General features: G+C 70.6%; 14 protein-coding genes. 13 read left to right on the forward strand and 1 reads right to left on the reverse strand.

The features are described 5' to 3' along the window. Nucleotides 1-2 precede the first annotated feature (2 nt). The 12 genes from ACIRC0_RS32295 to nusB all read left to right on the forward strand — a co-directional run bounded on the left by ACIRC0_RS32295 (nucleotide 3) and on the right by nusB (nucleotide 12,611). Entirely contained in the window at nucleotides 3-353 is a 351-nt protein-coding gene (locus ACIRC0_RS32295) for a hypothetical protein (protein ID WP_403623265.1), read from the forward strand. After that, nucleotides 353-3,025, forward strand: coding sequence for an alanine--tRNA ligase (gene alaS, locus ACIRC0_RS32300; RefSeq protein WP_403623268.1), 2,673 nt, complete (start codon nucleotides 353-355; stop codon nucleotides 3,023-3,025). Before ACIRC0_RS32295 ends, alaS begins: the two co-directional genes overlap by 1 nt. Before the next feature lie 26 nt (nucleotides 3,026-3,051). Continuing rightward, nucleotides 3,052-3,516 (forward strand): Holliday junction resolvase RuvX, encoded by a 465-nt coding sequence (gene ruvX, locus ACIRC0_RS32305; protein ID WP_403623550.1) that lies wholly within the window; start codon nucleotides 3,052-3,054, stop codon nucleotides 3,514-3,516. Nucleotides 3,517-3,639: 123 nt separating this feature from the next. Further along, on the forward strand, nucleotides 3,640-5,457 hold the full coding sequence (mltG, locus tag ACIRC0_RS32310; protein WP_403623271.1) for an endolytic transglycosylase MltG: 1,818 nt from the start codon (nucleotides 3,640-3,642) through the stop codon (nucleotides 5,455-5,457). 5 nt (nucleotides 5,458-5,462) lie between these two features. Then, the gene (locus ACIRC0_RS32315) at nucleotides 5,463-6,299 is read left to right on the forward strand and encodes a shikimate dehydrogenase (RefSeq protein ID WP_403623274.1); all 837 of its coding nucleotides are present in this window, start codon (nucleotides 5,463-5,465) and stop codon (nucleotides 6,297-6,299) included. A 169-nt stretch (nucleotides 6,300-6,468) separates the two neighbouring features. Next, complete coding sequence (gene aroC / locus ACIRC0_RS32320; RefSeq protein WP_403623277.1) at nucleotides 6,469-7,653, forward strand: chorismate synthase; 1,185 nt, start codon at nucleotides 6,469-6,471, stop codon at nucleotides 7,651-7,653. Nucleotides 7,654-7,685: 32 nt separating this feature from the next. Further along, the gene (locus ACIRC0_RS32325; RefSeq protein ID WP_403623553.1) at nucleotides 7,686-8,168 is read left to right on the forward strand and encodes a shikimate kinase; all 483 of its coding nucleotides are present in this window, start codon (nucleotides 7,686-7,688) and stop codon (nucleotides 8,166-8,168) included. Beyond that, on the forward strand, nucleotides 8,165-9,256 hold the full coding sequence (aroB, locus tag ACIRC0_RS32330; RefSeq protein ID WP_403623280.1) for a 3-dehydroquinate synthase: 1,092 nt from the start codon (nucleotides 8,165-8,167) through the stop codon (nucleotides 9,254-9,256). Before ACIRC0_RS32325 ends, aroB begins: the two co-directional genes overlap by 4 nt. A 230-nt stretch (nucleotides 9,257-9,486) precedes the next feature. Next, entirely contained in the window at nucleotides 9,487-10,353 is an 867-nt protein-coding gene (locus ACIRC0_RS32335) for a Pro-rich N-terminal domain-containing protein (RefSeq protein WP_403623282.1), read from the forward strand. A gap of 102 nt (nucleotides 10,354-10,455) precedes the next feature. Further along, the gene (locus tag ACIRC0_RS32340) at nucleotides 10,456-11,562 is read left to right on the forward strand and encodes a M24 family metallopeptidase (RefSeq protein ID WP_403623285.1); all 1,107 of its coding nucleotides are present in this window, start codon (nucleotides 10,456-10,458) and stop codon (nucleotides 11,560-11,562) included. A 45-nt stretch (nucleotides 11,563-11,607) separates the two neighbouring features. Beyond that, nucleotides 11,608-12,174 (forward strand): elongation factor P, encoded by a 567-nt coding sequence (gene efp, locus ACIRC0_RS32345; RefSeq protein WP_366027960.1) that lies wholly within the window; start codon nucleotides 11,608-11,610, stop codon nucleotides 12,172-12,174. Nucleotides 12,175-12,176: 2 nt separating this feature from the next. Beyond that, a complete protein-coding gene (gene nusB / locus ACIRC0_RS32350; protein WP_403623288.1) occupies nucleotides 12,177-12,611 on the forward strand; it encodes a transcription antitermination factor NusB in 435 nt (144 codons plus the stop codon). Nucleotides 12,612-12,774: 163 nt separating this feature from the next. Here the strand turns inward: nusB and bldD are convergent, their stop codons facing one another. Then, a complete protein-coding gene (bldD, locus tag ACIRC0_RS32355) occupies nucleotides 12,775-13,278 on the reverse strand; it encodes a transcriptional regulator BldD (protein WP_103844821.1) in 504 nt (167 codons plus the stop codon). Between the two features lie 265 nt (nucleotides 13,279-13,543). Here bldD and pyrR point away from each other — a divergent pair, with 265 nt between their 5' ends. Beyond that, nucleotides 13,544-14,116 (forward strand): bifunctional pyr operon transcriptional regulator/uracil phosphoribosyltransferase PyrR, encoded by a 573-nt coding sequence (gene pyrR / locus ACIRC0_RS32360; protein ID WP_366027958.1) that lies wholly within the window; start codon nucleotides 13,544-13,546, stop codon nucleotides 14,114-14,116. Nucleotides 14,117-14,193: the final 77 nt, after the last annotated feature.

Raw genomic sequence — 14,193 nt, forward strand, 5'->3', positions numbered from 1 at the left:
GAATGTTCCGCCGTACGTTCTGGTTCACGACAGGCGTCGCCGCCGGTGTGTGGGCCACCACCAAGGTCAACCGCAAGCTGAAGCAGCTGACCCCCGAGAGCCTGGCCGCGACAGCGGCGAACAAGGCGATCGAGGCCGGCCACCGGCTCAAGGACCGCGCGGTGGAATTCGCCCTCGACGTCCGCGACAACATGAACCGGCGGGAGGCCGAACTCGGCGACGCGCTCGGTCTGAACGCCGCCGTCGATCCCGAACTCCCCGGACCCCGGCGGCACGCCGCCATCGAGAACCGCAACAGCCCGAAGTACGTCGAGACCACGACGTATTCGTACAACCGGAATGAGGACCACTGATGGAGTCGGCTGAGATCCGCCGCCGCTGGTTGAGCTTCTTCGAGGAGCGCGGTCACACCGTCGTCCCTTCGGCGTCGCTCATCGCGGACGACCCGACTCTGCTGCTCGTCCCGGCCGGCATGGTGCCCTTCAAGCCTTACTTCCTGGGCGAGGTCAAGCCGCCCTACCCGCGCGCCACCAGCGTGCAGAAGTGCGTGCGCACGCCCGACATCGAAGAGGTCGGCAAGACCACGCGGCACGGCACGTTCTTCCAGATGTGCGGCAACTTCTCCTTCGGCGACTACTTCAAGGAAGGCGCCATCAAGCTCGCCTGGGAGCTGCTCACCTCGCCCCAGGACAAGGGCGGTTACGGCCTCGAGCCCGACCGGCTGTGGATCACCGTCTACAAGGACGACGACGAGGCCGAGCAGATCTGGCGTGACGTCGTCGGCGTCCCCGCCGAGCGCATCCAGCGCCTCGGCATGAAGGACAACTTCTGGTCCATGGGTGTCCCCGGCCCCTGCGGCCCCTGCTCCGAGATCAACTACGACCGCGGCCCCGAGTTCGGCGTCGAGGGCGGCCCCGCCGTCAACGACGAGCGGTACGTGGAGATCTGGAACCTCGTCTTCATGCAGTACGAGCGCGGCGAGGGCACCGGCAAGGACAACTTCGAGATCCTCGGTGACCTGCCGAGCAAGAACATCGACACCGGCCTCGGTCTCGAGCGGCTCGCCATGATTCTGCAGGGCGTGCAGAACATGTACGAGATCGACACCTCCATGGCCGTGATCGACAAGGCCACCGAGCTGACCGGTGTCCGCTACGGCGACGCCCACGACTCGGACGTTTCGCTGCGGGTCGTCACCGACCACATGCGTACCGCCACCATGCTCATCGGCGACGGTGTCACCCCCGGCAACGAGGGCCGCGGCTACGTCCTGCGCCGCATCATGCGCCGCGCCATCCGCAACATGCGCCTGCTCGGCGCCACCGGTCCGGTCGTCAAGGAGCTCCTCGACACCGTGATCGAGATGATGGGTCAGCAGTACCCCGAGCTCGTCACCGACCGCGAGCGCATCGAGAAGGTCGCCCTCGCCGAGGAGTCCCGCTTCCTCAAGACGCTCAACGCCGGCACGAACGTCCTGGACACCGCCGTCGCCGAGACCAAGGCCGCCGGTTCGTCCGTGCTGCCCGGTGACAAGGCCTTCCTGCTCCACGACACCTGGGGCTTCCCGATCGACCTCACCCTGGAGATGGCCGCCGAGCAGGGCCTGTCCGTGGACGAGGACGGCTTCCGCCGCCTGATGAAGGAGCAGCGGGAGCGCGCCAAGGCCGACGCCCAGGCCAAGAAGACCGGCCACGCCGACCTCGGCGCCTACCGCGAGATCGCCGACACCGCCGGCGAGACCGACTTCATCGGCTACACCGACACCGAGGGCGAGTCCACGATCGTCGGCATCCTGGTCGACGGCGTGTCCTCCCCGGCCGCCACCGAGGGAGACGAGGTCGAGATCGTCCTCGACCGCACCCCGTTCTACGCCGAGGGCGGCGGCCAGATCGGCGACACCGGCCGTATCAGGATCGACTCCGGTGCCGTCATCGAGGTCCGCGACTGCCAGAAGCCGGTCCCGGGCGTCTACGTCCACAAGGGCGTCGTCCAGGTCGGCGAGGTCACCGTCGGGGCCAAGGCCCACGCCACCATCGACGCCCGCCGCCGCAAGGCCATCGCCCGCGCCCACTCGGCCACCCACCTCACCCACCAGGCCCTGCGCGACGCCCTCGGCCCGACGGCCGCCCAGGCCGGTTCCGAGAACCAGCCGGGCCGCTTCCGCTTCGACTTCGGCTCCCCGTCGGCCGTACCGACGGCCGTGATGACCGACGTAGAGCAGAAGATCAACGAGGTGCTGGCCCGCGACCTCGACGTGCACGCCGAGATCATGGGCATCGACCAGGCCAGGAAGCAGGGCGCCATCGCCGAGTTCGGCGAGAAGTACGGCGAGCGCGTCCGCGTCGTGACCATCGGCGACTTCTCCAAGGAGCTGTGCGGCGGCACTCACGTGCACAACACCGCCCAGCTGGGCCTGGTGAAGCTGCTCGGCGAGTCCTCCATCGGCTCCGGTGTGCGCCGTATCGAGGCCCTGGTCGGCGTGGACGCCTACAACTTCCTCGCCCGCGAGCACACGGTCGTCAACCAGCTGACCGAGCTGCTCAAGGGCCGCCCGGAGGAGCTGCCCGAGAAGATCTCCGGCATGCTCGCCCGGCTGAAGGACGCCGAGAAGGAGATCGAGAAGTTCCGCGCCGAGAAGGTGCTCCAGGCCGCCGCGGGCCTCGCCGAGTCCGCCAAGGACGTCCACGGCGTCGCCCTCGTCACCGGTCAGGTCCCGGACGGCACCACGCCCGACGACCTGCGCAAGCTGGTCCTCGACGTGCGCGGGCGCATCCAGGGCGGCCGGGCCGCCGTGGTCGCCCTGTTCACCGTGAACAACGGCAAGCCGCTCACGGTCATCGCCACCAACGAGGCCGCCCGCGAGCGCGGCCTGAAGGCCGGTGACCTGGTCCGCACCGCCGCCAAGACCCTCGGCGGCGGCGGTGGCGGCAAGCCGGACGTCGCCCAGGGCGGCGGCCAGAACCCGGCCGCCGTCGGCGAGGCCGTCGACGCCGTGGAGCGCCTGGTCGCCGAGACCGCCAAGTAAGAACCGGTCAAGAAACGGTCGTGAAGATGAGAAGAGGACGCCGACTCGCGATCGACGTCGGTGACGCCCGAATCGGGGTCGCCTCCTGCGACCCCGACGGGATCCTCGCCACCCCGGTGGAAACGGTCCCCGGGCGGGACATCCCAGCGGCCCAGCGGCGACTCAAGCAGCTCGCCGAGGAGTACGAGCCGATCGAGGTCGTAGTCGGACTCCCTCGCTCCCTCAAGGGGGGCGAGGGTCCGGCGGCGGTCAAGGTGCGCGGTTTCGCCCAGGAGTTGGCGCGCATGATCGCTCCGGTTCCGGTCAGACTGGTGGACGAGCGCATGACCACGGTGACGGCCAGTCAGGGACTGCGCGCCTCCGGCGTGAAGTCCAAGAAGGGCCGCTCCGTGATCGACCAGGCGGCCGCCGTCATCATCCTGCAGCAGGCGCTGGAATCCGAACGGGTGTCAGGGAAATCTCCTGGCGAAGGCGTCGAAGTGGTCATCTGATCGCGATACGGTAACGTTCCGCGCGATGCGATGGTGTTCGAACAGCCACCGCACAGAGAGAGGCGGGACGGGAGCCGGGTCACAGCGCCGAGCAACCTGAAGCCTCGCGGCTCTAGGGGATCGATGACTGAGTATGGCCGGGGCCCAGGCTCCACACCGTGGCATCCGGAGGACCCGTTGTACGGGGACGGCGGATGGGAAGGACACGAGGGCCACGCTGCCCCGTCCCCTCACGGCGGCCAGCACCACCCGGAGCAGCCGCAGCAGCACTACGGCGACTGGGGAGGCGGCCGCCAGGGCTCGCACGACCAGGGGCAGCAGCAATACCAGCAGTACGCGGACCAGCAGTACCAGCAGCCGGGACAGCATCCGGACGGACGGCGGTACGACGCGCAGGCGCAGTACGAGCAGCAGTACCCAGGCGGGCAGGGACAGCAGCACCAGCCGCAGTACCCGGGCCAGCCGGGGCAGCACGAGCAGCAGTACCCCGGTCAGGGACAGCAGGACTACGGTCAGGGGCAGCAGGACTACGGCAACGGCGGCTGGGACAGCGGTGGGCAGGCCCATGTGCCGTACCCCCCCGACCCGGCGGACCCCTACGGCGCCCAGCCCGGTGCCTACGGCGGCGAGCAGCCCGACTTCTACCAGACGCCCGACGCGTATCCGCCGCCCGAGCCGCCGAACCGGCGGCGCGCCGAGCCGGAAACGAAGACCGACTGGGACCCCGACCCCCAGGAGGGCGAGCACGCCTTCTTCGCGGACGGCGACGACGAGGACGACGTCGACGACGAGCCGGACGGCCGGCGTGGCCGCGGTGACCGGCGGGGACGCGGCGGCAAGACCGCCAAGGGCAAGAAGCGCCGCAACGGATGCGCCTGCCTGGTGGTCGTGCTGGTCTTCGGCGGCGGTGTCGGCACAGTCGGATATTTCGGGTACCAGTTCTACCAAAATCGTTTCGGCGCGGCGCCCGACTACGTGGGCGAGGGCGACGGCGAACAGGTCACGGTCACCATTCCGAAGGGCGCCGGCGGTTACACCATCGGCCAGGTGCTGAAACAGGCCGGTGTCGTCAAGAGCGTCGACGCGTTCGTCGCGGCACAGGAGCAGAACCCCAACGGCAAGAGCATCCAGGCGGGCACGTACACGCTGAACAAGCACATGTCCGCGGCCGCCGCCGTGCAGCTGATGCTCAGCCCGAAGAGCAAGAACAACCTGATCATCGCCGAGGGGTGGCGCAACACCAAGGTCTACGCGGCGATCGACCAGCGGCTGCAGCTCAAGCCGGGAACCACCGAGGACGTCGCCAAGAAGGAGTGGTCGACCTTCGGTCTGCCCGACTGGGCCAACAGCAGCAAGGAGATCAAGGACCCGCTGGAGGGCTTCCTCTACCCCTCCGCCTATCCGGTCTCCAAGGGCATGAAGCCCGAGGACGTCCTGAAGCAGATGGTCGACATGGCCAAGGAGAAGTACGCCGAGTTCGGCATCCAGGCCAAGGCCAAGAGCCTCGACCTGCAGAACCCGCTGCAGGTCCTCACGGTCGCGAGCCTCGTGCAGGCCGAGGGCAAGTACAAGCACGACTTCGAGAAGGTCGCGACGGTCGTCTACAACCGGCTCAAGCCGAACAACACCGAGACCTACGGCCTGCTCGACTTCGACTCCACGGTCAACTACCTGCGCGGCCAGTCCAAGCTCGACACCGGGTCGGTCAACGCACTGCGCCAGATCAGCGACCCGTACAACACGTACAAGATCAAGGGTCTGCCGCCCGGGCCGATCGACAACCCCGGGGAGGTGGCGATCAAGGCCGCCCTCAACCCGGCCAAGGGGAACTGGTACTACTTCGTCTCGATCAACGAGAACGAGACGCTCTTCGCCGAGACGAACGAGGAGCAGAACCGCAACCGCGAGAAGTACCTGCAAGAGCAGAAGAAGGGTCAGTAAGGCTCATGACGGGCACCGCCGGCAAGCGCCGGGCCGCCGTCCTCGGCTCCCCGATCGCCCACTCCCTCTCCCCGGTGCTGCACCGCGCCGCCTACCAGGAGCTGGGGCTGAAGGACTGGTCCTACGACCGGTTCGAGGTCGACGAGCAGGCGCTGCCCGGCTTCCTCGCGGACCTCGGACCCGAGTGGGCGGGGCTGTCGCTGACCATGCCGCTCAAGCGGGCCGTCATCCCGCTGCTCGACTCGGTCAGCGACACGGCGGCCTCGGTGGAAGCCGTGAACACCGTCGTGTTCACCGAGGACGGGCGGCGCGTCGGGGACAACACCGACATCCCCGGCATGGTCGCCGCCCTGCGGGAGCGCGGCATCGAGCAGGTCGACTCCGCCGCGATCCTCGGCGCGGGCGCCACCGCCTCCTCCGCGCTGGCCGCGCTGGCCCGGATCTGCACCGGCCCCGTGGTCGCCTACGTCCGCAGCGGGGCCCGGGCCGCCGAGATGCGGCAGTGGGGCGAGCGGCTCGACGTCGACATCCGCACCGCCGACTGGGCGGACGCCGACCGAGCGCTGCGCGCGCCGCTGGTCGTCGCCACCACACCGGCCGGGACGACGGACGCGCTGGCCGCCGCCGTCCCTGAGCGCCCGGCGACCCTGTTCGACGTGCTCTACGACCCCTGGCCCACGGCCCTCGCGGCACGCTGGTCCGCCTACGGCGGTGCCGTCGTCAGCGGCCTTGACCTGCTGGTGCACCAGGCCGTCCTCCAGGTCGAACAGATGACGGGCCGTGCCCCGGCCCCGCTGGACGCCATGCGCAAGGCGGGGGAGCACGCCCTGGCGGCCCGGTAGAAGCCGGCTCCCGGCCCGTCCGCCTGATGGACCCGGGGCCGGTCACGCCGCCGGACGTGGGAGGATCGGAGGTGGCGGGACAGGGGCCGCGCACCCGGTCGCGCCGTCGCCGTACGCGAGGACGCGCGTACGCAGGGCAGTACCAGGGCGCGAGCACTGAGGAGCATCGTTGAGCAGGTTGCGCTGGCTGACCGCGGGGGAGTCCCACGGTCCCGCACTTGTCGCGACGCTGGAGGGCCTTCCCGCCGGCGTGCCGATCACCACCGAGATGGTGGCGGACCACCTGGCGAGGCGGCGGCTGGGCTATGGACGCGGTGCGCGGATGAAGTTCGAGCGCGACGAGGTCACGTTCCTCGGCGGTGTCCGGCACGGTCTCACCCTGGGCTCTCCGGTGGCGATCATGGTCGGCAACACCGAGTGGCCCAAGTGGGAACAGGTCATGGCGGCCGATCCGGTGGACCCGGAGGTGCTGGCGGGGCTGGCCCGCAATGCGCCGCTGACCCGGCCGCGTCCGGGGCACGCGGACCTGGCGGGGATGCAGAAGTACGGGTTCGACGAGGCGCGCCCGGTGCTGGAGCGGGCGTCGGCGCGGGAGACGGCGGCGCGTGTGGCGCTGGGTGCGGTGGCGCGGTCGTACCTGAAGGAGACGGCCGGGATCGAGATCGTCTCCCATGTGGTGGAGCTGGCCTCCGCCAAGGCCCCCTATGGCGTCTACCCGACCCCCGCCGACGTCGAGAAGCTGGACGCGGATCCGGTGCGGTGCCTGGACGCGGACACGACGAAGGCGATGGTCGCGGAGATCGACCAGGCTCACAAGGACGGCGACACGCTCGGCGGTGTGGTCGAGGTCCTCGCGTACGGCGTCCCGGTCGGGCTCGGGTCGCACGTGCACTGGGACCGGCGCCTGGACGCGCGGCTCGCGGCGGCCCTGATGGGCATCCAGGCGATCAAGGGTGTGGAGGTCGGTGACGGGTTCGATCTGGCGCGCGTGCCGGGCTCGAAGGCGCACGACGAGATCGTCACCACTCCCGACGGCATCAAGCGGGCCACGGGCCGCTCCGGCGGGACCGAGGGCGGTCTGTCCACGGGTGAGCTGCTGCGGGTCCGCGCCGCGATGAAGCCGATCGCGACGGTGCCGCGGGCGCTGCAGACGGTGGACGTCTCCACCGGTGAGCCGGCGCAGGCCCACCACCAGCGCTCGGACGTGTGCGCGGTCCCGGCGGCCGGGATCGTCGCCGAGGCGATGGTCGCCCTGGTCCTGGCGGACGCGGTGGCGGAGAAGTTCGGCGGTGACAGCGTGACCGAGACCCGCCGCAACGTACGGGGCTACCTCGACAGCCTGGCGATCCGGTGAGTGCGGTGCCTGTGGTCGTGCTGGTCGGCCCGATGGGGGTCGGCAAGTCCACGGTGGGACAGCTGCTGGCCGAGCGGCTGTGTGTCGGCTACCGGGACACGGACCAGGACATCGTGGCCGAGCAGGGCCGGTCCATCGCCGACATCTTCGTGGACGAGGGTGAGCCGGCCTTCCGCGCTCTGGAGAAGGCGGCGGTCCACAAGGCCCTGTCCGAGCACGACGGCGTCCTCGCCCTGGGTGGCGGAGCGATCCTCGACGACGAGACCCGCGCGCTGCTCGCCTCCCACCGCGTGGTCTACCTCTCGATGGACGTCGAGGAGGCGGTCAAGCGCACCGGGCTGAACACGGCCCGTCCGCTGCTGGCGGTCAACCCGCGCCGGCAGTGGCGGGAGCTGATGGAGGCCCGCCGTCACCTGTACGAGGAGGTCGCGACGGCCGTCGTGGCCACCGACGGGCGCAGCCCCGAAGAAGTCGCCCAAGCGGCCCTTGACGCACTGGAGTGGAAAGAAGCATGAGCGAGGCAGTCACCCGGATCCAGGTCGGCGGCACGGCGGGCACCGACCCCTACGAGGTCCTGGTCGGCCGCCAACTCCTGGGCGAGCTGGCCGGGTTGATCGGGCACAAGGCCAAGCGGGTCGCGGTGATCCACCCCGAGGCGCTGGCCGAGACGGGCGAGGCGCTGCGCGGCGACCTGGCCGAGCAGGGCTATGAGACCGTGGCCGTCCAGGTGCCCAACGCGGAGGAGGCCAAGACCGCCGAGGTCGCCGCCTACTGCTGGAAGGCGCTGGGCCAGTCCGGTTTCACCCGCACCGACGTCATCGTCGGGGTCGGCGGCGGAGCGACCACCGACCTGGCCGGTTTCGTGGCCGCGACCTGGCTGCGCGGGGTGCGCTGGATCGCGATCCCGACCACCGTCCTGGCGATGGTGGACGCGGCGGTCGGCGGCAAGACCGGCATCAACACCGCCGAGGGCAAGAACCTGGTCGGCGCCTTCCATCCGCCCGCCGGCGTGCTGTGCGACCTGGCGGCGCTGGACTCCCTGCCGGTGAACGACTACGTCTCCGGGCTCGCCGAGGTCATCAAGGCCGGTTTCATCGCCGACCCGGTGATCCTGGAGCTGATCGAGGCGGACCCGCAGGCCGCCCGCACCCCCGCCGGCCCGCACACGGCGGAGCTGATCGAGCGGTCCATCAGGGTCAAGGCGGAGGTCGTCTCCTCCGACCTGAAGGAGTCGGGCCTGCGGGAGATCCTCAACTACGGGCACACGCTCGGCCACGCGATCGAGAAGAACGAGCGGTACAAGTGGCGTCACGGCGCCGCCGTCGCCGTCGGCATGCACTTCGCGGCCGAACTCGGGCGTCTGGCGGGCCGGTTGGACGACGCGACCGCCGACCGGCACCGCACGATCCTTCAGGCGGTGGGACTGCCGCTGCACTACCGCTACGACCAGTGGCCCAAGCTGCTGGAGACGATGAAGGTCGACAAGAAGTCCCGCGGCGACCTGTTGCGCTTCATCGTCCTGGACGGCCTGGCCAAGCCCACCGTGCTGGAAGGCCCCGACCCCGCGGTTCTGCTCGCCGCGTACGGCGAAGTCGGGCAGTAACCCGGTACCGGGAAGTAGGGCAGTGGCTCCATCCACTCCGGGCGGCGGGCGACTCGTTCCCCTCGGGACCGGTTGCCCCGATTCGCCTGCGGGGATGGGCACTTCGGGCCGCTCCCGGCCGTTCACACAACGGCGGCCGGGGACGGTACCGTTCGGTAGGGAGCGGGGGTCACCCCCGCTGCCAGTGTCGAACGCCTGTGAGCCCCAACACGAGACGGAGTGGCCACCGGATGCAGCACGCAGTGGGAGCTCCGCTGCCGCCGCCCCACCAGCCGGGGCACGGCCCGGCGACCACCTGGTCACCGGCCGCACACCACCCGGGACAGCCGGGCGCCCACCCGGGCCCCGCACCGCGGACCACGCCCACGCCGGGCTTCACGACGCCACCGGTACCCCCCGGAGCACCTCCCGCCCACCGGCCGCCGCAGCACACGCCCGTCCCGCCCCCGCCGGACCCCACCGGGCAGATGCGGCTCCCGCCGGGCGCCCCGGTCGGTGTGCCGAGCACACCGCCCGCCGCCGGCGCGCCCGACCCCGCGTCCGCCACGCTCGCCGTGCTGCTCATCGGCCCCGCGGGCGCCGGCAAGACCAGCGTCGCCAAGTACTGGGCCGACCACCGCCGGGTCCCCACCGCCCACATCAGCCTGGACGACGTCCGCGAATGGGTCCGCTCGGGCTTCGCCGACCCGCAGTCGGGGTGGAACGACAACTCGGAGGCGCAGTACCGTCTCGCCCGCCGCACCTGCGGCTTCGCGGCCCGCAACTTCCTGGCCAACGGCATCTCGTGCATCCTCGACGACGCCGTCTTCCCGGACCGCCCGGTGGTCGGCCTCGGTGGCTGGAAACGGCATGTGGGCCCGGGACTGCTGCCGGTCGTCCTGCTGCCCGGACTGGAGATCGTCCTGGAGCGCAACGCGGAGCGCACGGGCAACCGCCGGCTCACCGACGAGGAGGTGGCCCGTATCCACGGCCGCATGGCCGGCTGGTACGGCTCCGGTCTGCCGATCATCGACAACTCCCAGCTCGATGTGGAGGGCACGGCCCGCGTCCTGGACGAGGTCCTGGCCCGCGCCATCGCGAGCCCGCCGAAGTGGTGACGCGGTAGCGCGGCAGACGTCCGCGTCCACGGAGCGTCGTCCCCGCCGCCCGTCCGGCCCTCTGGACCGGCGATATTCGGCCACCGCTCGTAGGCTCGGGTCATGTCAGAGGTGTACGCGGCCCGCCGGGAGCGGCTCAGGGAACGCTGCAGCGCCGGTGGCGGTGGGACGGCGTTGGTCTCCCGCCCCGCCAACGTCCGCTATCTCGCGGGCGCCGCGCCCAAGGGCGCCGTCCTGCTGCTGGGCATGGGCGAGGACGTGCTGGTGTGCGCCGGACCGCCGGACGATCACCCCGCCGACGGGCGGCCCGACGAGGCGCTGCGGCTGCGCGTTCTGCCGGTGACCGGCGGCGACCCCGCCGTCGCCGCCGCCGACCTGGCCGCGGCACAGGGTGCCGAGTCCCTGGCGGTGGAGGAGCACCACCTCACCGTGGCCCGGCACCGCTCCCTGAGCTCGGTCGCGCCGAGGCTGCGGCTCACGGACCTCGGCGGCGCGGTCGAGCAGTTGCGGGTCGTCAAGGACGAGGAGGAGATCGCCCTTCTCAGGATCGGCGCGGAGATCGTCGACCAGGCTCTGAGCGAGCTGCTGGAGTCGATCCTCGTCGGCCGCACCGAGCGCCATCTCGCCCTCGAACTGGAGCGCCGCCTCGTCGACCACGGCGCCGACGGACCCGCCTTCACCACCTCCGTCGCCACCGGTCCGAACGCCGGCCGCCGCGGCCACCGCCCCACCGACCGGCGTGTGGAGGAGGGCGACTTCCTCTCCGTCTGTCTCGGCGCCGCCTACCGCGGCTACCGCTGCGAGATCGGTCGCACCTTCGTCATCGGCACCTCGCCCGCCGACTGGCAGATCGAGCTGTACGACCTGGTCTTCGCCGCCCAGCGGGCCGGACGCCAGGCCCTCGCCCCCGGCGCCGCGTACCGCGACGTGGACCGGGCCGCACGCCAGGTGCTGGACTCCGCGGGGTACGGCGGGGCGCTGCCGCCGCTGACCGGGCACGGTGTGGGACTCGAAATCGACGAGGACCCTCAGTTGGCCCCCGCGGCCATGGGTAAACTGGACGCTTGCGTGCCGGTCACCGTCGAACCGGGGGTCCACCTCCCGGGCCGGGGCGGTGTCCGGATCGATGACACGCTCGTCGTACGCCCCGAGGCGGACGGCGGACCCGAGCTACTCACCATCACGACCAAGGAGCTGCTGGCGCTGTAGGTGCCTGCCCCGGGGTCGTACGTCAGTCCAGGAGATTCCGCAACCGTGGCTTCCACGAACGACCTCAAGAACGGCATGGTGCTCAAGCTCGAAGGCGGCCAGCTCTGGTCCGTCGTCGAGTTCCAGCACGTCAAGCCCGGCAAGGGCCCCGCCTTCGTGCGCACCAAGCTCAAGAACGTGCTCTCCGGCAAGGTCGTCGACAAGACCTTCAACGCCGGTGTCAAGGTCGAGACGGCCACTGTCGACAAGCGCGACATGCAGTTCTCGTACATGGACGGCGACTACTTCGTCTTCATGGACATGGAGACGTACGACCAGCTGCACGTCGACCGCAAGGCCGTCGGTGACGCCGCCAACTTCCTCATCGAGGGCTTCACGGCCACCGTCGCCCAGCACGAGGGCGAGGTTCTCTTCGTCGACCTGCCGGCCGCCGTGGAGCTGACCGTCGCCGAGACCGAGCCGGGCGTCCAGGGCGACCGCTCCACCGGTGGCACCAAGCCCGCCACCCTGGAGACCGGCCACCAGATCCAGGTCCCGCTCTTCATCACCACCGGTGAGAAGATCAAGGTCGACACCCGCACCAGCGACTACCTCGGCCGGGTGAACAGCTAACCGTGGCTGCCCGTAACACGGCCCGTAAGCGCGCCTTCCAGATCCTCTTCGAAGGCGACCAGCGCGGGGCCGACGTCCTGACGGTCCTCGCGGACTGGATCCGGCTGTCGCGGACCGACACCCGGCAGCCGCCGGTGAGCGAGTACACCATGCAGCTGGTCGAGGGCTACGCGCAGCACACGAAGCGCATCGACGAGCTGATCGCGCAGTACGCGGTCGGCTGGACGCTGGACCGGATGCCAGTGGTGGACCGCAACATCCTGCGCCTCGGTGCCTACGAACTGATCTGGGTCGACGAGACGCCGGACGCCGTGGTGCTCGACGAGATGGTGCAGCTCGCCAAGGAGTTCTCCACGGACGAGTCCCCGGCGTTCGTCAACGGCCTCCTCGGCCGTCTGAAGGACCTGAAGCCGTCGTTGCGCCGTGACGAGAGCTGACGAGAAGTACCCGAACACGCCGGAGGGCCCGCAGCGCGTGTTGCTGCGGGCCCTCCGGCGTTCTCAGCGGGATGGCCGTGCCTGGCCGAAAACGCCGCCGGGGTGGCCGGAACCAAGAGGTTCCGGCCACCCCGGCGGCACGTTTCTGCTGGGACCTGGGCGGTCAGCTCTCCTCGTGGGAGGCCACCGCGCGGCGCGCGTCCGCGTCCAGGACTCCCCAGCTGATCAGCTGCTCGGTCAGGACGGAGGGCGACTGGTCGTAGATGACTGCGAGCGTGCGCAGGTCGTCCTGGCGGATCGACAGCACCTTGCCGTTGTAGTCACCGCGCTGCGACTGGATCGTGGCCGCGTACCGCTGGAGCGGGCCCGCCTTCTCCGCCGGCACGTTGGCCAGGCGCTCCAGGTCCAGAACCAGCTTCGGCGGCGGCTCGGCGGCTCCACCGGGGGTGGTGCCGGGCAGCAGCTCCTGCACCGGGACCCCGTAGAAATCCGCCAGCTCGGCCAGGCGCTGCACGGTGACGGCGCGGTCGCCACGCTCGTACGAACCGACCACGACCGCCTTCCAGCGTCCCTGGGACTTCTCTTCCACACCGTGGAGGGAAAGGCCCTGCTGGGTGCGGATCGCCCGGAGCTTGGCCCCGAGCTGTTTGGCGTATTCGCTGGACATATAGCTCCCCGGACACGGTGTCGACGTGCGGCTCGGCCGCGCGGCTGGTGACTCACTGTGAGGTTACGCAGCGTGACTCTTCTCCGTCAAGCCGAATGGTCCGGACCGACCCTTCCGTGGTAGACGGCGTGCGGGACCGCCGGACGGGTGACGCAGTGCGCCAGGGGGGTGACCGGGCTCCGCCCGCGGCCTGGTACCGTGTATGGCGCAATTCCGACGTCCTTTAAGGTCCGTCCCGTGAGGCGGAGAAGGAGGTCCGTTTCGTATGGACACGCGGCATTCCGATGCTCGACCCGTCCTCGAAGGTCCTGACATCGCGCGGGTACTGACCCGCATCGCCCACGAGATCGTCGAGCGCGCCAGGGGCGCCGACGACGTGGTGCTCCTCGGCATTCCCACCCGGGGCGTCTTCCTCGCCCGGCGGCTCGCCGACAAGCTCGAGCAGATCACCGGCCGCAAGGTCCCGGTCGGCTCCCTCGACATCACCATGTACCGCGACGACCTGCGCATGCAGCCGCCGCGTGCGCTGGCCCGCACCGAGATCCCCGGTGACGGCATCGACGGCCGCCTCGTCGTCCTCGTCGACGACGTGCTCTTCTCCGGCCGCACCATCCGCGCCGCCCTCGACGCCCTGAACGACATCGGGCGTCCCCGCGCGGTCCAGCTCGCGGTCCTCGTCGACCGCGGCCACCGCGAACTGCCGATCCGCGCCGACTACGTCGGCAAGAACCTCCCCACGTCGCTGCGGGAGACGGTCAAGGTCCAGCTCGCCGAGGAGGACGGTCGCGACACCGTGCTGCTCGGTGTGAAGCAGACCGTCCACGGCGCGCAGCACTAGCGCTCCGGCGTACGGCGAGCCGCCGTAGGTCCCGCGTGTGTGCCCCGACGCGCGCCCGTCTGTACCAAATCTCCCGA

Source organism: Streptomyces sp. NPDC093984, from assembly GCF_044764595.1.
Taxonomy (GTDB): domain Bacteria; phylum Actinomycetota; class Actinomycetes; order Streptomycetales; family Streptomycetaceae; genus Streptomyces; species Streptomyces cynarae.

Bases quoted from the DNA above. Each gene is read 5' to 3' on its own strand.
- ruvX (WP_403623550.1), top strand. From the start codon at position 3,052: ATGAGAAGAGGACGCCGACTCGCGATCGACGTCGGTGACGCCCGAATC.
- ACIRC0_RS32295 (WP_403623265.1), top strand. From the start codon at position 3: ATGTTCCGCCGTACGTTCTGGTTCACGACAGGCGTCGCCGCCGGTGTG.
- aroB (WP_403623280.1), top strand. From the start codon at position 8,165: ATGAGCGAGGCAGTCACCCGGATCCAGGTCGGCGGCACGGCGGGCACC.
- alaS (WP_403623268.1), top strand. From the start codon at position 353: ATGGAGTCGGCTGAGATCCGCCGCCGCTGGTTGAGCTTCTTCGAGGAG.
- bldD (WP_103844821.1), bottom strand. From the start codon at position 13,278: ATGTCCAGCGAATACGCCAAACAGCTCGGGGCCAAGCTCCGGGCGATC.
- pyrR (WP_366027958.1), top strand. From the start codon at position 13,544: ATGGACACGCGGCATTCCGATGCTCGACCCGTCCTCGAAGGTCCTGAC.
- ACIRC0_RS32315 (WP_403623274.1), top strand. From the start codon at position 5,463: ATGACGGGCACCGCCGGCAAGCGCCGGGCCGCCGTCCTCGGCTCCCCG.
- ACIRC0_RS32325 (WP_403623553.1), top strand. From the start codon at position 7,686: ATGGGGGTCGGCAAGTCCACGGTGGGACAGCTGCTGGCCGAGCGGCTG.
- ACIRC0_RS32335 (WP_403623282.1), top strand. From the start codon at position 9,487: ATGCAGCACGCAGTGGGAGCTCCGCTGCCGCCGCCCCACCAGCCGGGG.
- mltG (WP_403623271.1), top strand. From the start codon at position 3,640: ATGACTGAGTATGGCCGGGGCCCAGGCTCCACACCGTGGCATCCGGAG.
- ACIRC0_RS32340 (WP_403623285.1), top strand. From the start codon at position 10,456: ATGTCAGAGGTGTACGCGGCCCGCCGGGAGCGGCTCAGGGAACGCTGC.